At 62.9% G+C, this 18,469-nt stretch carries 13 protein-coding genes; 7 read left to right on the forward strand and 6 right to left on the reverse strand.

The annotated features are described in order from the left end of the window. Positions 1-213: 213 nt before the first annotated feature. Positions 214-2,514 (reverse strand): Tex family protein, encoded by a 2,301-nt coding sequence (locus tag C4S68_RS04610; protein WP_103931784.1) that lies wholly within the window; start codon positions 2,512-2,514, stop codon positions 214-216. 198 nt (positions 2,515-2,712) lie between these two features. Between C4S68_RS04610 and C4S68_RS04615 the strand changes: the two genes are divergently transcribed. The 4 genes from C4S68_RS04615 to C4S68_RS04630 all read left to right on the forward strand — a co-directional run bounded on the left by C4S68_RS04615 (position 2,713) and on the right by C4S68_RS04630 (position 7,968). Continuing rightward, entirely contained in the window at positions 2,713-4,068 is a 1,356-nt protein-coding gene (locus tag C4S68_RS04615; protein WP_103931785.1) for a cytochrome ubiquinol oxidase subunit I, read from the forward strand. A gap of 10 nt (positions 4,069-4,078) precedes the next feature. Beyond that, positions 4,079-5,125 (forward strand): cytochrome d ubiquinol oxidase subunit II, encoded by a 1,047-nt coding sequence (gene cydB / locus C4S68_RS04620; RefSeq protein WP_103931786.1) that lies wholly within the window; start codon positions 4,079-4,081, stop codon positions 5,123-5,125. 132 nt (positions 5,126-5,257) lie between these two features. Next, entirely contained in the window at positions 5,258-5,728 is a 471-nt protein-coding gene (locus C4S68_RS04625; RefSeq protein ID WP_103931787.1) for a (2Fe-2S)-binding protein, read from the forward strand. Further along, entirely contained in the window at positions 5,725-7,968 is a 2,244-nt protein-coding gene (locus tag C4S68_RS04630; protein ID WP_103931788.1) for a xanthine dehydrogenase family protein molybdopterin-binding subunit, read from the forward strand. Before C4S68_RS04625 ends, C4S68_RS04630 begins: the two co-directional genes overlap by 4 nt. 71 nt (positions 7,969-8,039) lie before the next feature. Here C4S68_RS04630 and C4S68_RS04635 read toward each other — a convergent pair whose 3' ends face one another. The 5 genes from C4S68_RS04635 to C4S68_RS04655 form a co-directional block, all read right to left on the reverse strand. Beyond that, on the reverse strand, positions 8,040-9,191 hold the full coding sequence (locus C4S68_RS04635) for a glycoside hydrolase family 88/105 protein (RefSeq protein ID WP_200821466.1): 1,152 nt from the start codon (positions 9,189-9,191) through the stop codon (positions 8,040-8,042). 102 nt (positions 9,192-9,293) lie between these two features. Next, positions 9,294-10,742, reverse strand: coding sequence for a rhamnulokinase (locus C4S68_RS04640; protein WP_103931789.1), 1,449 nt, complete (start codon positions 10,740-10,742; stop codon positions 9,294-9,296). A 145-nt stretch (positions 10,743-10,887) separates the two neighbouring features. Then, complete coding sequence (locus C4S68_RS04645; protein ID WP_103931790.1) at positions 10,888-13,092, reverse strand: bifunctional rhamnulose-1-phosphate aldolase/short-chain dehydrogenase; 2,205 nt, start codon at positions 13,090-13,092, stop codon at positions 10,888-10,890. A 120-nt stretch (positions 13,093-13,212) separates the two neighbouring features. Further along, entirely contained in the window at positions 13,213-14,466 is a 1,254-nt protein-coding gene (locus tag C4S68_RS04650; protein ID WP_103931791.1) for a substrate-binding domain-containing protein, read from the reverse strand. 176 nt (positions 14,467-14,642) lie between these two features. Continuing rightward, positions 14,643-15,833 carry a TIM barrel protein gene (locus C4S68_RS04655; protein ID WP_103931792.1) on the reverse strand — a complete coding sequence of 397 codons (1,191 nt, stop codon included), beginning with the start codon at positions 15,831-15,833 and terminating at the stop codon, positions 14,643-14,645. A gap of 233 nt (positions 15,834-16,066) precedes the next feature. Between C4S68_RS04655 and C4S68_RS04660 the strand changes: the two genes are divergently transcribed. The 3 genes from C4S68_RS04660 (at position 16,067) to C4S68_RS04670 (ending at position 18,444) form a co-directional block, all read left to right on the forward strand. Next, complete coding sequence (locus C4S68_RS04660; protein ID WP_103931793.1) at positions 16,067-17,230, forward strand: L-rhamnose/proton symporter RhaT; 1,164 nt, start codon at positions 16,067-16,069, stop codon at positions 17,228-17,230. Positions 17,231-17,403: 173 nt separating this feature from the next. After that, positions 17,404-17,691 carry a preprotein translocase subunit SecG gene (gene secG / locus C4S68_RS04665; protein WP_103931794.1) on the forward strand — a complete coding sequence of 96 codons (288 nt, stop codon included), beginning with the start codon at positions 17,404-17,406 and terminating at the stop codon, positions 17,689-17,691. A 108-nt stretch (positions 17,692-17,799) separates the two neighbouring features. Further along, positions 17,800-18,444 (forward strand): MBL fold metallo-hydrolase, encoded by a 645-nt coding sequence (locus tag C4S68_RS04670; protein ID WP_327333377.1) that lies wholly within the window; start codon positions 17,800-17,802, stop codon positions 18,442-18,444. Positions 18,445-18,469: the final 25 nt, after the last annotated feature.

Consider the following 18,469-nt stretch of genomic DNA (forward strand, 5'->3'; position numbering starts at 1 on the left):
TGCGTGGGTAGGTCCCTCCGGCAGTCAGGTCTGCGCAAACATGATCTACCGGATTGCGCGGAATCCTATGGATAGAGATAAGCGTTTGTCTATGAGCTTTATCCAGCGCCCGTTACTTTCGGTTCTTATCCGGAACATTGCTTTTGTCCTATCCAACAACAAAAGAACCACCCTTTTCAGGGTGGTTCTTTGTGCTGACTTGTGCGCTATTTCCTATCGCACCTTCCAACGGGAGTTGAGAGCTGCCAGCTTCTCTTCCATGGACTGCGGAGCTGCAGGCGCAGGCTTCGAAGGACGATGGGAGGAGCTTCCACCAGAAGGCCTTCCACCTGGAGAAGGCTGCGACGGCTTGCCAGAGGGTGCCTGCAGCTGCTTGATCGAAAGCGCGATGCGCTTGGTCTTCGCGTCGGCGGACAGCACCTTGACCTTCACGATCTGCCCGGCCTTGAGAACCTCGGACGGCTCCTTGATGAACTTGTTCGAGATCTCGGAGATGTGCACGAGTCCATCCTGGTGAACGCCGACGTCGATGAAGGCGCCGAACTTGGTGACGTTGGTCACGACGCCTTCCAGCACCATGCCGGGTTGGACATCGCTGAGCTCGCGAACCGTCTCGCTGAAGCTGGGTGCGACGAACTTGTCGCGTGGATCGCGGCCTGGCTTCTTCAGCTCTTCGAGGATGTCGGCGAGTGTGAAGCTTCCCGCGCTGATGGCGTTCTTATCGACACGCTCGAGCAGTTTGGGATCCTTGATGAGATCGGGCACCGGCGTGGAGAGCGAGCTTGCGATCTGCTCGACGAGAGCGTAGGACTCCGGATGCACCGCGGTGTTGTCAAGCGGCTGCTCACCATCGCGCACGCGAAGAAAGCCGGCGGACTGCTCGAAGGTCTTCGGGCCGATGCCGGAGACCTCCAGCAGCTGCTGGCGTGAACGGAAGCGGCCATTGGTATCGCGGAAGGTGACGATGTTCTGGGCGGCGCGTTCGCTGATACCGGCGACGTAACGCAGCAGGGTCCAGGAGGCGGTGTTGAGGTCGACGCCGACGCGGTTCACGCAGCTCTCGATGGTGGCTTCGAGCGACTCCTGCAGCTGGCGCTGATCGACATCGTGCTGGTATTGGCCGACGCCGATGGACTTGGGATCGACCTTGACCAGTTCCGAGAGCGGGTCCTGCAGGCGACGGGCGATGGAGATGGCGCCGCGCACGGTGAGGTCGAGGTTGGGGAACTCCTGGCGTGCGACGTCGGAGGCGGAGTAGACGCTGGCGCCGGCCTCCGAGACGGTGACGCGGAAGATTTCGCCGAGTCCCTTGGACTGAAGGAACTCGCGGACGAAGGTGTCTGTCTCACGCGACGCGGTGCCGTTGCCGATGGCGATGGCACGGACGTTGTGCTTCGCGAGCAGCGCAGCGAGCTTGGCGTTGGCTTCATCCGTACGGCCGGTGTGCGGATAGATGACATCGTCGGCGAGGAACTTGCCTGTCTCGTCAACAACTGCAAGCTTGCAACCGGTGCGGAGGCCGGGGTCGACGCCAAGTACGCTGATAGGGCCGGCGGGCGCGGCGAGGAGGAGGTGCTGCAGATTCTCGCGGAAGACGTCGATGGCGGCTGTATCGGAGCGGCGCTTGAGCTCGAGACGAATCTCACCCTGGATGGAAGAGTTGAGCAGACGCTTCCAGCAGTCTTCCATCGCCAGCGAGAGATGTGGGGTCCAGTCGCCATCGGCGGTGGCGATGCGCGAACGGATGAGGCCAATGACGCGCGGCTCTTCCATCTCAATGAGCCAGTAGAGGACGTTCTCCGCTTCGCCGCGACGGATAGCGAGCATGCGATGCGACGGGATGGCCTTCACCGGCTCGCGGTACTCGTAGTACATCTTGAACTTTTCCTGCTCATCCTTGGCATCCATGGCTTTGCGGCTCACGATGACGCCTTCGTCGAAGAGCAGGGCTCGCGTGGCCTTGCGGACTTCAGCGTCTTCGCTGATGCGCTCGGCGACGATGTGGCGTGCGCCTTCGAGCGCATCCTCGATGGTGGGGACTTCCTTCGCGGGGTCGACCAGCGACTGCGCGAGGGCGATGAGATCGAGTGCCGCCGGCTGCTGGTTCCAGAGGTAGTCGGCCAGGGGCTCAAGACCGCGCTCGCGTGCGATGGTGGCCTTGGTGCGGCGCTTGGGCTTGTACGGAAGATAGAGGTCTTCGAGTTCGCTGCGGTCGAAGGTCGCGAGGATCTTTGCCTTGAGTTCGTCGGTGAGCTTGCCTTGCTCGGCGATCGAACTGAGGACAGTCTCGCGGCGCGCTACCAGGTCGCGGATGTAGGCGATCTTGTCCGCGGCGTCGCGGATCTGGACTTCGTCGAGGTTGCCGGTGGCTTCCTTACGGTAGCGTGCGATGAACGGCACAGTCGAGCCCTCATCGAGCAACCCCATCACGGCACGAATGCCTGGGAGCGGAAGGTTGAGAGACTGGGCGATGTGGACGAGGAGATGCGGATCCAACGGAGTTACTTCAGCCATGCCTCTTCATCGTAGCGAGCCTTGGAGAGGAAAAGAGGACAGGAGGGGCGAGGGTTTGCGGCTCAAGAGGCGAGGCACCGGAGCCGGAGGCGAGGGCGTTTGAATGACGATAGCCGAACAACGGGACCGCGGCTCACCCTTTAGGAGGAGGTCAAAGGGCTGTTCTGCGAGTAGGATCACAGGCAGAACGAGGACCGAATGGACGCTCTCACGCTGCACCGTATCCACTTCGCCTTCACCATCACCTACCACTACCTCTTCCCACAGCTCACGATGGGCCTGGCGTTGCTGATCGTGGTGTTGAAGACGATGGCGTTGCGGACCAACGACGAACGCTACGACGTGGCGGCGCGCTTCTGGGCCGGCATCTTCGCGGTGAACTTCCTGCTGGGCGTCGTGACGGGTATACCGATGGAGTTTCAGTTCGGCACGAACTGGTCGGAGTTCTCGCGGCGCACGGGCGGGGTGATCGGTCAGCCGCTGGCGATGGAAGGTGTGTTCTCGTTCTTCCTGGAGAGCTCGTTCCTGGGGTTGTTCCTGTTCGGCGAGAAGAGGTTGTCGCGGCTCGCGCATTGGGGCGCAGCGTTCCTTGTTTGCCTCGGTTCCTGGATCTCGGGCTTCTTCATCATCGTCACGGACGCGTGGATGCAACATCCGGTGGCTTACCATCTGCTCCCCAATGGCACCTATGAGGTTTCGAGCTTCTGGGGCCTGATGATGAATCCCTGGGCGTGGCTGCAGTACATCCACAACCAATGCGCTGCGGTGGTAACAGCATCGTTTGTGATGTCGGCTGTGGGCGCGTTTTACGTGCTGCAGAAGAGATCCAGCGACTACGGGCGCATCTTTCTCAAGGTGGGCGTCATCGCAGGCATCGTCTCGTGCATGCTGCAGATCTTCCCCACCGGCGATCTGCATGGCAAATACGTCGCCAAGCATCAGCCGGTTGCGATTGCAGCGATGGAAGGTCTCTTCCATAGTGAGAAGGGCGCGCCCATGGTGTTGATGGGGCAGCCGGACGTCGAGAACCAAAAGATTGACAATCCATTGGCAGTCAACGACGTGCTGAGCTTCCTCATCTACGGCACGACCTCTGCGGAGGTGCAGGGCCTGGACCAGTTCCCGCGAGATCAATGGCCGACGACGCTGCCGCTGTTGTTTTACGCGTACCACATCATGGCGGGACTGGGAACGTACTTTGTCGCGATCATGGCGCTGGCCGCGTTCCTGCTGTGGCGAGGCAAGCTCGAGACCACGCGATGGGTGCTGTGGTGCCTGCTGCTGAGCTTCCCGTTCCCTTACATCGCCAACATCGCCGGTTGGATGACTGCGGAGATCGGTCGCCAGCCGTGGCTGGTGTACGGACTGATGCGTACGTCGGAGGGCTACTCCAAGCACGTCGGGGCAGGTACAAGCCTGTTCACGCTGCTGGGCTTCCTCGGGATGTACAGCGTCCTGTCTATCCTCTGGATCGTGCTGGTCTACAACGCCATCCAGAAGGGTCCGGAAGAGACACCGAACCACGAACACACCGGCACGCTCGCCGGAGCCTGAGGAGAAGACGATGGGAATGCTCTGGTTCTGGATCGTTGCGGTCATGCTGGCCGCGTATGTGGTGCTGGATGGGTTTGACCTGGGCGTGGGCGCGGTGATGCTGCTGGTCGCACACACCGATGAAGAGCGAAAGCAGGCTTACCAGTCGATCGGTCCCGTGTGGGACGGCAATGAGGTGTGGCTGCTTGCTGCCGGCGGCACGCTGTTCTTTGCGTTCCCTCTGCTCTATGCCTCGGCCTTCAGCGGGTTCTACATGCCCTTGATGATCGTGCTCTGGCTGCTGATCCTGCGTGGCCTTTCGGTGGAGCTTCGCGGGCATGTTCACGACGAGATGTGGCACTCGTTCTGGGACGTGGTCTTCACCTTCTCCAGTGGGCTGTTGATCATCTTCTTTGGCGCAGCGCTGGCGAATGTCATCCGCGGTGTGCCCATCGGGCCGGACAGCTACTTCTATCTCTCACTGTGGACGAACTGGCGCACGGGGGCGAACCCAGGCATCCTCGACTGGTACACGGTCCTAGGCGGTGTGCTGGCGCTGCTGGCATTATCGCTGCACGGCTCGTTGTATCTTGCCCTCAAGACGGAAGGCGACCTGCACGATCGCTGCTATGCTCTGGCGAAGCGGCTGGGGCCGGCAGTGGTCATCGGTTGCCTGGTCTCGATCCCCGCGACAGTTATTGCGCGGCCCAACTCTCTCGCCAACTATGAGAAGCATCCCGCGGAGTTCCTCGCTCCGGTGACGGTGGCGATTTGCCTCGTCCTCCTGCCGATCCTCATCCATAAGGGCGACGAGCTGCGAGCGTTTCTCACTTCCTGCGCGCTGCTGATTGCGATGCTGTGCGGCGCGGCGGCGGGGCTCTACCCCGTGCTGCTACCGTCGACTCTGGGAAGCCAGTCCGACATCACGATGGCCAACGCACTCGCCGGACCGCACTCACTGAAGGTAGGGCTGGTGTGGTGGAGCATCGGCATCGTGCTCGCGGGGATCTACTTCACCACGGTGTACTGGCTTTTCCGAGGGAAGGTCTCCAGCTACTCCGACACCTACGGGCACTAGAGACTTCGCCCCTGAAAGCCTCGTCTGGCGCGTCGTGCGTGGCGCACAGACGGGTGCTGTATCCGGCTGCTATACTCGGCGCAAAACCGGTCTGACATTTCAGATTGAGCCTTCGATCCGAGGTAGGTGGGTATGGCTTTCAAGCTTCAGATCAACAAGCAACAGAAGACGGTTGATGCAGCAGGCGACACGCCTCTGCTCTGGGCTCTTCGCGATGTCCTGCTGCTTAAGGGCACCAAGTACGGCTGCGGCGTGGGTTACTGCGGAGCGTGCACGGTGCTTCTGGATGGCCGCCCTGTACGCTCGTGCCAGACAACACTTGCCGACGTGGGCGATAGCGCCATCACTACCATCGAGGGCCTGGCCACAAGCGATCTGCTGAGCCCGGTACAGCAGGCATGGGTCGATCTCGACGTGGCGCAGTGCGGCTACTGCCAGGCAGGGCAGATCATCGCCGCTACGGCGCTGCTGGCGAAGACACCGCAACCCACCGACGCACAGATCGATGCGGCGATGAGCACGAACCTGTGCCGCTGCGGGACCTACACACGAATCCGTGAGGCGATTCATCATGCTGCCGGCAGCATCGGAGGTGCGAAGTGAGCGCCGCCGAGTTCAACGTGCCTGCCACTCTCTCCCGCCGCAGCTTTCTCCAGCTGTCAGCGGCAGCCGGCGGAGGCTTCCTGCTGGGCCTTTACGAGCCGGGGGCGATGTTCGCTCAACGGCCCGGGGCGCTGAGCCTTGTGCCGAACTCCTTCATTCGTATCTCGCCGGACGGAACGATCACGCTGAAGGCCCGCAACGCCGAGATTGGTCAGGGCGTGCGCACGTCGCTGCCGATGATGATCGCCGAGGAGTTAGACGCGGACTGGGCGCACGTGAGGATCGAGCAGGCGGACTACAACGAGGCCCTCTACGGCGGACAATCTTCGGGCGGAAGCACGTCTACGCCGAATGCGTGGCAGCCGCTGCGCCGGATCGGAGCGGCGGGTCGTGAGTTACTCGTCACTGCCGCTGCGGAGATGTGGGGAGTGCCTGCGTCGGAGTGCAGCACGGAGCCCAGCCGGGTCCTGCACAAGGCTTCGGGCCGGTCCTCAGGCTACGGAGAACTGGCCGACCGCGCAGCCAAGCTGACACCACCGGCGTTGGACAAGGTGACGCTGAAGGACCCGAAGGACTATCGCATCATCGGGACCTCACGCATCAACGTGGACGCGCGCACGATCGCCACGGGAAAGCCGATCTTCGGCATCGACACAGAGCTGCCGGGGATGCTGCATGCGGTCATCGAGCGGTGCCCGGTGTTCGGCGGCACGGTGAGGAGCTTCAACGAAGCTGAGATTGCGAAGCTGCCGGGCGTGAAGCACGTGCTTTCCATCGAGCCGACACTTTCGCAAGACGCAGTGCTGCCGAACGAGTCGGGCCTGGAGCCCGGTGTCGCGATCATCGCGACGACGTGGTGGCAGGCGCAACAGGCACGTAAGGCTCTCAAGATCGACTGGGACTTCGGCTCCGGCTCAACCCAGAGCAGCGATGGTTTCGCGAAGCAGGCTGCTGCGACGCTGGCCAAGCCGCCGGTCAACACGTTGCGCGTCGACGGCGATGTGGACGCGGCGCTCACGTCTGCGCACAAGGTCGTTGAGGCAGACTATACCTTCCCATTCCTGGCGCACGGCACGCTCGAGCCCATGGGTACGACCGCGCAGTTCAAGGACGGAAAGATGGAGATCTGGACGCAAAGCCAGAATCCCGCTCCTGGAGCTGCGGCGGTGCGCAAGACGCTGGGAATCGCGGACGGCGATCTGACCGTGCATATGATCCGGGCCGGCGGAGGTTTTGGCCGCCGACTGATGAACGACTACATGCTGGAGGCCGGGTACCTCGCGAAGAAGCTGGGCGGGCCGATCAAGCTGACGTGGTCGCGTGAGGACGACTTCACGCACGACTCGTATCGTGCGGCGGGATACATGAACCTCAAGGCCGGGCTGGATGCCGACGGCAAGGTCGTGGCCTGGCGGCAGCATCATGTGACCTTCGGCGATGGAGCGAGGTTCGCAGCTGGCTCCGCGGTGGGCGCGGATGAGTTCCCTGCCGGCCGTGTCGCAAGCTATGGGCTGTATCGCTCGCCGATCCCGCTGCGTCTGCGCACGGGATGGCTGCGTGCGCCGGGAGCCAACGCGTTTTGCTGGGTCGGGCAAAGCTTTCTCGATGAGCTGGCTACGGCGGCAGGGCGCGATCCGCTCGACGTGCAGCTTGAGGTGTTGAGCAACACGCTCATCGACAATCCCAAGGTGCCCCCGAGCCGGAACCCTGCAGCGATCCTAATTCCCGAGCGCCTGAAGGCCGTGCTCGAGATGGTTGCGGAGAAGTCCGACTGGCGCAAGCGAACGAAGCAGCCAGGCCGCGGCATGGGCATTGCGGCCTACTTCTGCCATCTCGGCTACTTCGCAGAGGTCGCGGACGTGAGCGTGGACGCGCGCAATCGCGTGACCGTGCACACCATCTGGGCGTCTGGCGATGTCGGAAGCCAGATCATCAATCCCCGCGCTGCGGAGAATCAGTGTTACGGCGGCATCATGGAGGGCCTCTCGATGCTGCAGCAGGAGGTCACGCTGGTTGATGGCAAGGTGCAGCAGACGAATTATCCGCAGCATCCTCTGCTGCGCCTGCGGCAGGCACCGAAGATCGAGCTCTACTTCTGCAAGACGGACTATTCGCCCACAGGCCTTGGCGAGCCCACGTTGCCTCCGGCGTTGCCGGCGGTGACGAACGCCATCTTTGCTGCAACGGGCAAGCGCATTCGCACGCTGCCGCTGCAGAAGAGCGGGTTCTCTCTGGCGTGAATCGCGCAGAGAATCGTAACGACAAAGGCCAGCTCGATGAGCTGGCCTCTGTCTTTGCTTGAGTGAGACCCCTACCGAATCACGGCCGCTGCGGTCCACAGCAGCGGAGCCTGGCCGTGGAAGTCGCCGGTCTTGCGCTTGCGCAGCAGGTAGTAGTCGAGGTCGTTGAACTTGTTGGTGCCTTCGCAGGTGTTGGTTACGTCGAGGTTCTGGTCAACGTAACCGACCATGCCGATCCAGGCGCGACGGGCGGCCGCGGCGTATTGCGCGTGATCCAGCAGGCCGGTGCGAACGCCCGTCACCATCGCATACGAGAACATGCCTGTGCAGGAGCTCTCGGGCCATGACTCTTCGTGATCGATGAGCTGACGCCACATGCCATCCTTGCCCTGGTAGCGCAGCAGCGAGGCGAGCATGGTGCGATAGCCCTTCTCAATCCGCGAGTATTCAGAATGAGACTTCGGAAGCTCGCGCATCATCTCCGCCATGCCCGCAGCGAACCAGCCGTTGCCGCGTCCCCAGAAGAAGTGCACGTCGGGCGAGTGGAAGAAGAGGCCGTTCGGCTGCTGGAGCTTGTCGAGATAGGCCGACATCTCCACTGCGGCGCGGTCGAGATACTTCTTCTCTCCGGTCGCGCGATACGCCTGCAGCTGGACGATGGTGATCATCCACATGTCGTCGATCCAGAAGCGCGTCTCGTCGGTGAGACCCTTCGCGTCGGGCTTGGCCCACTGTGCGTCGGCGTACTTCAGGCCAAGCTCGAGATAGCGCTTGTCCTTCGTTTGCATGTAGAGCTCAAGCGGCAGCGAACCGAACATGGAGAGATCAACGTGCTTACCAGCCTCCGGCAACCAGCTCGCTTCTGTCGAGAAGAGCGGCTCGAAGCGTTCGACCAGCGTCTTCAACAGGTCCTCATCCTGGGTGAGCTTTGCTACCTCCAGCGCTCCCCACCAGGTGCAGACCTCCGGATAGATGATGGTGGGCTTGTTCTGGAACTTCATGTGGGGAGTTGCGAGGAAATGCCGGGCCACGGCAGGACCCAGGACCTTCGGGTCATAGCCCTGAGGCCAGTCGTCGAAGCTGGTACCTCCGATGTGACCGGTAGGCTTCGCCTCCTGCGCGGCAGCAGGCGCATCGAGCGAGGAAAACATGGGAGCAGCCGCAAGTGCGGCGGGAAGGGACATCAGGCTCTGGCCGAAGCGGCGGCGCGTGAGCTGGGACATGGTGACGTTCTCCTGTCGATTCGATCTCGTTCGTAGTGCAAACAATAAGCGCGGAAAGCGCGTGAGCATCCTAAACGATGGAACCAACTGATGGCTTGCTGGCTAGCTGATGGCTCCCATATCGCGTAGCGTTGCGGCCCATCGCGCCGAGGGCCGCGTCTCAGTTGCGGCCTTTGGCTCAAGCGTCGAGAGCTGCACGGCGAAGTTCCCCAGCGTGGAGCACTCGGTGCCGGCGCGAATCACCTCGAGGCCGGTGGCTTCGGCCGTCAGGCGATTCAGCAACTGGTTCTGGCTGCCTCCACCCATGATGTAGAGCTTCCGGAAGGTCTTGCCTGTAATCTCCTGCACCGAGCGAAGCACCACGCCGTAGCGAGCCGCGAGCGATTGGAAGAGGAAGGCGGCCATCGCAGGCGCATCGTCGGGATGCGTGCTGAGTTCCGGCAGATTGCGGCGATGCAGCTGCGCGTTGATGCGCTGCGGCATACGGCCACTCAACAGCAGATCGGGGTCATCGACATCGAGCACATAAGCCGGCACGGAAGCCTGGGCAGCAGCTTCAACGAGTGCCCCGATCTCGATGGTTGCCCCCTCGGCAGCCCAGGTCTCCATGCACTGGCGCAGGAGCCACATGCCATTGACGTTCTTGTGGAAGCAGATGGTGTTGTCGGCGCCGATGAGGTTGGTGAAGTTCTCTTCGCGGGCGCGTGCGGCGTTGTTCGGCTCGAGCAGGAGCGCGCCTACCAGCGACCACGTTCCCGAGCTGATGTAGGCCCAGTCGTCCGCAGCGTCGGGGATGGCTGCGATGGCGGAGGCCGTGTCGTGCGTGCAGGGCGCGATGAGGCGGGTGTTGGCGAAGGCGGGCAGTTCGGCAAGGGGCCCGGTGAGCTGGCCAACGTCCGTTCCCGGGTCGACGAGCTCGGGCATCGCGCTTGCAGGCACGTCGAGCTCGCGCACGATCTCTTCGGACCATTCTCCGTGAGACGTTGGTGTCGGCATGGAGAGCATCTGGGTGTGGCTGGCGAGGGTGCGTTCGGAGACGGGTCGGCCGCCCAGCGCGTAGAGGATGTACTCGGGAAGGTTGAGCCATGGCAGCGCGCGCAGCTCGGCGGAGTCAGCGAACAGCTGGTAGGCCGTATTGATGCGCAGGATGCCGATGCCGGTGATCTCGCGCATGCGCTCCGGGCTGAGGCGGGCGTTGAGGGTGTGCTCGGCCACGACGGTGCGCTCATCGCGATAGCAGAAGGGCTCGGCGACTGGCTTGCCATCCGCACCGAGGCGAACGTAGTCGACGCCCCAGCCATCGATCGCGATGGAGCGAATGCCTTCGGTGGCGATCTGCGCGGCCTTGCGCAGGCCGAGATCAAGACCGACCATGATCCGTTCGAGATTCCAGTGGAGACCATCGGCGGTTTCGGAGGCGCCGTTCGGGAAGCGATGCACGAGCTCGATCCGCGGGCCTAGGCCGGTCCATCGCATGAGCGAGACACGGCAGCTCTCCGCGCCGAGGTCGATGGCGACGAGGGCGCGGAGATCGGTGGTGGGGTTCAGCATGAAAGCTCCGGGAAAGAGAGAAGCAGATTCCCTGCGGGAATGACAACAAGAAAAGCGGCAAGCAAGACGCTACGGGCCACTTCAACGAACGAGGTACGGGCCGAAGCCCGTACCTCATCTTGTGTATCGACGTGCTGAACGCGGTCTAGCGCAGGAACGCTTCGACCAGGCCGCCGTCCACCGGGATCAGGTGGCCGGTCGTCACCGGAGCCTTGGGGCCGCCGATGAAGAGGATCGCTTCGGCGCAGTCCTTCGGGTCGATGGGCACATGCGTGAGCGTGCGGCGGGCGTAGAACGTGGCGAGCTTGTTGCGAAGCTCGTCATCGCTCTCCGCTTCCTCGAAGGGAATCTCGTACTTCGAGAGCGAAGCCTTCACGCGGTCGCGCGGGAACATCGTCGAGCCCTTGACGACAGTCGCCGGCATGATGCCGTTGACGCGCAACAGGGGCGAGTAGGTGACCGCGAGTTCGCGCACCAGGTGGCTCAGCGCGGCCTTCGAGACGTCGTAGGCCTCGGAGCCCTTCTTGGCGACGACTGCGTTGGCCGAGCTGGTCAGCACCACGCTCGAAGGCAGCGCCTGCGGCTTGAATACCTTGATGGCTTCATCCGTGAGCAGGTAGTTGGCCGTGACGTTGATCTCCAGCGTCAGCGCCCACTGGGCATCGGTGATGATGCCATCGGGCGAGGACGGGAAGATGGCGGCGGTGTTGATGAGGAGATCGACACCACCGAAGGCTGCGACAGCAGCATCCAGAGCGGACTTAATCATGTCGCGCTTGCGGATGTCGATGGCCGTAGCGACGGCGCATTCCTTGCCGCCGATGACCTTGGCCTCGTCGGCGACCTTCTGCGCAGCTTCCTGCGAGAGGTCGGCGACGACGATGTGCGCTCCGCGCTCGGCAGCGAGCAGGACGACTTCCCTGCCGATGCCGCTGGCTCCGCCGACGACGAGCACCACGCGGCGCGAGAGCTCCTTCTCGGGCGGCTGGCGGCGGATCTTGGCTTCCTCGAGCGCCCAGTACTCGATGCGGAAGGCCTCGGAGGGAGGCAGCGCAACGTAGTTCTGGTGAACTGCGAACGCCGAGGTCGGAGCTGCGGGACCAGCCTGAGGCAGGATTGCCGGGCAGTCATTGCCGTCGAGCGAGCCGGCGCCTTCCATCACGTGGATGGCGTTGGTGTAGAACTCACCGGTGATGCGGGACTCGGCCTTGTTCTTGCCGAAGCTGAACATGCCGACGCCGGGTACGAGGACCACGGTGGGGCTGGCATCGCGCATTGCCGGAGACTCGGGCAGGGCATGGGCCTTGTAGTACTCGGCGTACTCGGCGCGATAGGTCTCGAGGGCCTCGGCGAACTTGGCTTCGAGATCCTTGACCTCGGACGAGGGATCCCACTCGACGAAGAGCGGGCGGATCTTGGTGCGGATGAAGTGATCGGGGCAGCTCGTGCCGAGATGCGCGAGCTGCTTCGCAGAGTGCGAGTTCACAAATGCGAGCACATCGGCCGAGTCGGTGAAGGTGCCGATGGAGCGCAGCTTCTTCGACACGCCGCCGCGGATGATGGGCATCAGCTTGGTCGCGATCGCTGCGCGCTCGGCGTGGGTCGCGTACTTCGCACCGCCGAAGCTGGGGCCCTTCTTCTCGGCGTGGCGCGCGAGGAACTGGCCGATCTGGTCGATGATGGTGATGGTGTTCAGGTAGGACTCACGCTGCGTGTCGCCCCAGGTGAACAGGCCATGGCCACCGAGCACGATGCCATCGCAGCCGGGGTTCGATTCCACGGCCTTCTTCAGCATCATGGCGAGCTCAAAGCCCGGGCGCTGCCAGGGCAGCCAGACGATCTTGTGGCCGAACTCCTTGTTGAACTCTTCCATCTTCAGCTTGCCGTTGGCCGAGGCCGCGAGCGCGATACCCCAGTCGGGGTGGAGATGGTCGACGTGGGCCGCGGGAAGGAACGCGTGCAGCGGTGTGTCGATGGAGGCAGCTACGGGGTTGAGGCCGAAGGTGCAGAGCGGGTACATGCCCACGATCTCATCTTCGAACTCGACGCCGCGGTAGGTGTTTTCGAGGGCGAGCACCTTGTCCAGGTACAGCGTGGCAAAGCCGGCACGCTTGATGGAGCCGAGGTCGCCCCCCGAGCCCTTGACCCAGAGAACCTTCTTCGACTGGCCGTCGAGCGGGTCCACCTGGTCGAGCTTGGAGCTGGTGTTGCCGCCGCCAAAGTTGGTCAGGCGCAGGTCCGAGCCGAGGAGGTTGGAGCGGTAGCGCAGCAGCTCCGGCGCGTCGAGCTTGGATGCGACCGCATCGTCCCAGCGGTCTTCGAGGAATCGCAGTTTCGGTGTATCAGCCATGATGATCTGGTTCTGTCTCCGGTAGTCGGTTCAAAGTCGGCGCACGAAGCTCGCTGCTCCGCGTGCGTGATGGCACCGCGAACCAGCATAGTCCTCCTCACACCAATAGGGCAATCATTTCTATAGGGACATTCTATCGTCCGCGAGTGGCCCTGGCCCGGAGGCCGACTTGCTTGTGGTCGACGCTTCATTTCGCGCTGCGGAACGCTTGCGGGAGGGCCTGGCGGCCGCCGGCTCTTCCGCATCCGCCGGGAAGCCGGTAAACAGGCCGGAGACCTCGGGCGAGCGGCGCAGAACATCTGCGGTAATGGCGCGATGCTGCACGTAGTTGTACGGCGGCACGGTTTCACCGCGAAGAATAGCGAGCCCAAGTTCGATGAGTCGCGGGCCGTAGAGGTGCACTTCATGCGAGATGGAGGCCAGCGCGGGGCTTCCCGGCTGTTCGATCTCGCGCAGCATCTCGTCCACGCAGTCCGAGCCGACGATCGCCACACTCTTCTCGCGGCCAAGCTCCCGGGCGGCGGCGATGGCGCCCAGCGCGGAGGTATCGTTGGCCGCGGCGATGAGGATGTGTTTGTCCTTCGGATGCCGCTTCAGGAACTCGAGCACGATCTTGTAGCTGGTCTCGCGAAGGCCTCGACCATCAACGCGCACGAAGCTCTCGATGGGCACCTCAGGCAGTAGCGCCTTCACGCCCTCCATCGCTCCGGTGATGCGGCTCTGGACGAGCGGCCCAGCCTCGTTGAGATCCAGCCCCAACATCCAGTCAACGGTGCTCGTCCAATGGTTAATCGCGAACTCCGCCAGCACGCGCCCGGTCTCAAGGCCGGCACGATAGTTGTCGACACCGAAGTAGGTCGCGTGGGGATGCGGAATGTCTACCGCTATGAGCGGAATCTTGGCTTCGGCGATCTTGTCGGCGATGATCGGCGCGGCGCGCTGCTCCACCTGGAAGTCGATGACCAGGTCCACGCGCTCGCTGATGAAGCGCTCGGCGTTGGCGATGGCGGTGTCTGCATCGTACTTGTTGTCCAGGACGATCAGGTCGATGCCCACCGCCGCTGCGGCCTCGCGGAGGCTCGCGGTGACAGCCTGCGAAAACGGCATCTCCGCGCTCTGGCCACCGAAGCCGAAGCGCAGCTTGCGGGGGCGAGCGACGTGCCGGTACTGGCGATCGCCGGTCTGGCTCACGTAGCCGCGATGCACCAGCGTCTTGAGGATGCGATAGACGGTCGTCTTCGAGATCTTCGTCCGCTTATGAATTGCCTCGAGCACCATCGGCTGGTTCTCGTTCTGGAGCAGCTCGAGGATGTCGAGAGCTTTGGTCAGGACGGGTATCAGGTACAGCCGTTTGGACTTGGACTTAGGGGCCATTTCACCTCAGAGACGTTTCGGCACATGGCGAAAGACGCACGAAAGGTCGCACCCATTATCCACCTTGCGACAGTGCAAGTTCGCGAATGGGAGCGCAAACATTTCCCTATTGGTATAAAAAGACCCCACACCGTGGGGGTGTGGGGTCCAATGAGGCTGCCGTTCCAATTTGCGGATTACGCGTAGGAGCTCTGCCCCTTCGCGTTCTTCTCCTTGCGCTCGGCGGTGATCTTCTCCATGTAGCCACTCTCGCGAAGTGCTGCGAGCGGATCGGCAGAGAGGCCACGGGCTACGCGCCACTCGCGGACGAGCGGACGGACATCCGTCCAGAAGGCGCCACGGAAGAGCTCTTCGGCTTCGACCAGCGAGCAGGAGTCCTGCAGCCCGGCGAGCTTTTCCTGGTCGATGAGCGCGGCCTTGGCGAAGAGCTCCTGCGCGGTGCACACGGTCTGCACCATCGCTTCCATCTTGCCTTTGAGGTTGTGGCTCTGGTCGATCATGAAGGCCGGGAAGCTCTTGCCGCCGCGGAGGGTCTTCTCCACCAGCAGCTCGCTGAAGATGCGGAAGACCTGGTAGGGGTCGATGGAGCCGATGGTGAGATCGTCGTCGGCGTACTTGCGGTCGTTGAAGTGGAAGCCGCCGAGCTGGTTGCAGGAGAGCAGCCAGGCCACGATCTGCTCGATGTTGGTGGACTGGTAGTGGTGGCCGGTGTCGACCAGCACGCGGGCCTGCGGGCCGGCGTCACGGGAGAGCTCCATGGCCATGCCCCAGTCAGCGATATCGGTGTGGTAGAAGGCGGGCTCGAAGGGCTTGTACTCGACGAGCATGATCTGGTCGGGGCCGAGCGCCTTGTGGGTCGCGCGCAGGACCTCCTTCATCCAGTCGATGCGACGGCGGATGCTCTGGCTGCCGGGATAGTTGGAGCCGTCGGCGATCCAAAGGGAGACCTCGGCGGAGCGGAGTGCCTTGCCGATCTCGACTGAGTCGATCAGGTGGGCGAGCGCCTGCTCGCGGACCTTGGGATCCGGGTTGCAGATGGAGCCGAACTTGTACTCGGCATCCTGGAAGAGGTTCGGATTGATCGAACCCGGGCGGATACCGGTCGCGGACTCGAGCTTCTGGATGTTCGCGACGTCAGAGACGCCGTTGGGGAGGTCCCACAGGACGTGCAGCGCGAGGGTCGGGGTCACACCGGTCAGGCGGTGAACCTCTGCGGCATCGGCGAACTTCTCCTCGATGGTGGAGGCGGCAGCGGCCTGCTGGAACTTGCCGAAGCGTGTTCCAGTGTTGGCGAAGCCCCACGAGGGGATCTCGATAAAGAACTCATTCAGTGCTGCAAATACTTTTTCGTCGGTAGCCGAAGACATGGTGCGATTCCCTCGAGACTTGACAGCCCTCTATCGGGGCAGGCAGTTTTCCAATCGGAACTATAATACGTATTGAAACAAACCCACGAAAAGAACGTCCGCAACCGTCCATGACGGTCGTCTGTTCTGATCCTCCCAGCGTCTCACGACAAGGGCGGTTCGGATAGCATGGCGACGCAGCGGATCAGCGAAGTTCCGCGACGGCAGGAACCCTTTCAGATCGAGGACCACGAGTGAACCCGAATCCGTTTCTTGGTGTCATCTTCCACTGGATTGGAGGCTTTGCCTCCGCCACCAACTTCATTCCGTTTCGTGGAATCAAGCGCTGGTCGTGGGAGGTGTACTGGATCATCCAGGGCATCGCGGCCTGGCTGATCGCCCCAACCGTGCTGGCGCTGATCTTCGTTCCCCACCCCTTCGCCATCCTTAAAGCAGCACACGAGCTTTCGCCGGGAAACATCTGGTGGCCGATGTTCTGGGGCCTGCTGTGGGGCGTGGGCGGTCTGACGTTCGGACTGGCCATCCGCTATCTCGGCCTGGGGCTGGGATATGCCATCGCGCTGGGCTTCTGCACCGCCTTCGGGACCGTCATTCCGCCGCTGTGGCACGGCATGATGGGTCCGATTGTGCATTCGACCTCGGGCAGGATCACCCTGGCGGGCGTCGGACTGTCGCTCGTGGCGATCGCCGTGAGCGGCGCTGCGGGAGCCAGCAAGGAACGCGAGATCACCCCTGAAGAGAAGGCTGAGACCGGCGAGCGCGACTACTCGTTCGCCAAGGGCCTGGTCATCGCCATCTTCGCTGGCATCATGAGTTCGTTCTTCGCGATTGGCCTCGATGCCGGCAAACCCATCGGCGACATGACGCTGGCCGTGCTCAAGACCTCCGGCCGGGCGACGCTGTACTCGAACCTGCCGATCCTGATCGTGGTGCTGTGGGGCGGCTTCATCACCAACTTTGTGTGGTCGCTGATCCTGCTCGCGAAGAACCACAGCTTTGCGCAGTTTACGGGCACGCCGGGTGACAACCCGATGGGAACCGCAGCGGTCACGGGCGAAACGCTGGTGGACTTCGACCCGCGCGACTACATCGGACACATCAACGGGCGCGTGCTGATCCTGAACTACCTGTTCGCAGCCTCGGCCGGGGTGATCTGGTACTTCCAGTTCTTCTTCTACTCGATGGGCCAGACGAAGATGGGCAAGTACGACTTCGCCAGCTGGACGCTGCACATGGCCAGCATCATCATCTTTGCGAACCTGTGGGGACTGGCGCTGAAGGAGTGGAAGGGTACGAGCTTCCGCACCCGGGCGCTCGTCTTTAGCGGTCTGCTGCTGCTGATCGGCTCGACGATCGTCGTAGGCTACGGCAGCTACCTGGCCGCGCAGCCAAAGTAGGAGCTTTTCTCCCGTTCTCTGCGGAACTCAATCGGATTCCCTTCCGTCAGAGTTCCGCAGGGGAACGGTGGTAAACTGAACCGAGCATTCCAGCGATTTCCGTAGCACCTCTGCGGCGCGCGATGCGAAACCTCTGCCGCTTTTGAGTGGCGCGAAAGATTGCCTTCCAACCGATGGTCGCACTGCTGATTACCCTTCACGTTGTTGTCTGCCTGTTCCTCATTGGCGTTGTTCTGCTGCAGCAGGGCAAGTCGGCTGATATCGCCAACGCCTTCGGCGGTCAGGGTTCGCAGACCGCGTTCGGTCCGCGCGGCGCGGCCAACCTGTTGACGCGGCTCACGACCTGGTCGGCGGTGATCTTCATGTTGACCTCGATCTCGCTGACGATCATCCTGACCCGCACGACCAGCAGCAACGGCTCCGTGCTCTCGCACATGACGCAGAGCCAGGGCAAGAAGTAGCTTCCCCGCGCGGATTTCCCGGCGCGTACGATCGACGCAGGCCTTCCCGGCCTGCGTTTTCGTTTGCAGACCCACCGCTCGCCCTCGGAGGAACAAGCCTTGATCCGTGTGACACTTCCTGTCGGCCTGCTGGGCTGCAACTGCACCATCTTGGGGGATGAGACCACGCGCGAGGCAATCGTCGTGGACCCCGGTGCGGACATCCCGCAGATCCTCTCCGCGCTGGCGAAACACCAGCTCACCGCCCGGAAGATCGTGATCACCCACGCGCACTTCGATCACATCGCCAGCGCGCAGGAGCTGAAGCAGCTGACCGGAGCCCCGATCGTCTACAACAAGGCGGACCTGCCGCTGGTTGCGATCATGGCCGACCAGCCGACCTGGGTGGGGATACCGAAGGGCGCCCTGGGCGAGCCCGACGTGCGGCCGCCGGACCACTCTCCCGCCGATGAAGAGCACCTGGTTGTCGGTGGTATCGATGCGACCGTGCTGCACACGCCCGGACACACCGAAGGCAGCCTGAGTCTGTGGATCCCGGCGGAGGGACTGCTCCTGGCCGGTGACACGCTCTTCGCCGGGGGCGTGGGACGCACCGACTTTCCTGGAGGCAACACCGGCAAGCTGCTTGCATCGATCAAAGAACGCCTGCTGCCGCTACCTGGCGCGACCGTCGTCGTACCCGGCCATGGACCGGACACGACGATCCTCGAGGAACGCGTCTCAAACCCGTATGTGGGTGAGGCTGCTCGCTGAGCGAGTTCTCGCCTTACATCGCTAC

Source organism: Bryocella elongata, from assembly GCF_900108185.1.
In the GTDB taxonomy this organism is placed as follows: domain Bacteria; phylum Acidobacteriota; class Terriglobia; order Terriglobales; family Acidobacteriaceae; genus Granulicella; species Granulicella elongata.

Coding starts and splice junctions, on each gene's coding strand:
- C4S68_RS04610 (WP_103931784.1), bottom strand. CDS start 2,514: ATGGCTGAAGTAACTCCGTTGGATCCGCATCTCCTCGTCCACATCGCC.
- C4S68_RS04615 (WP_103931785.1), top strand. CDS start 2,713: ATGGACGCTCTCACGCTGCACCGTATCCACTTCGCCTTCACCATCACC.
- cydB (WP_103931786.1), top strand. CDS start 4,079: ATGGGAATGCTCTGGTTCTGGATCGTTGCGGTCATGCTGGCCGCGTAT.
- C4S68_RS04625 (WP_103931787.1), top strand. CDS start 5,258: ATGGCTTTCAAGCTTCAGATCAACAAGCAACAGAAGACGGTTGATGCA.
- C4S68_RS04635 (WP_200821466.1), bottom strand. CDS start 9,191: ATGTCCCAGCTCACGCGCCGCCGCTTCGGCCAGAGCCTGATGTCCCTT.
- C4S68_RS04640 (WP_103931789.1), bottom strand. CDS start 10,742: ATGCTGAACCCCACCACCGATCTCCGCGCCCTCGTCGCCATCGACCTC.
- C4S68_RS04645 (WP_103931790.1), bottom strand. CDS start 13,092: ATGGCTGATACACCGAAACTGCGATTCCTCGAAGACCGCTGGGACGAT.
- C4S68_RS04650 (WP_103931791.1), bottom strand. CDS start 14,466: ATGGCCCCTAAGTCCAAGTCCAAACGGCTGTACCTGATACCCGTCCTG.
- C4S68_RS04655 (WP_103931792.1), bottom strand. CDS start 15,833: ATGTCTTCGGCTACCGACGAAAAAGTATTTGCAGCACTGAATGAGTTC.
- secG (WP_103931794.1), top strand. CDS start 17,404: ATGGTCGCACTGCTGATTACCCTTCACGTTGTTGTCTGCCTGTTCCTC.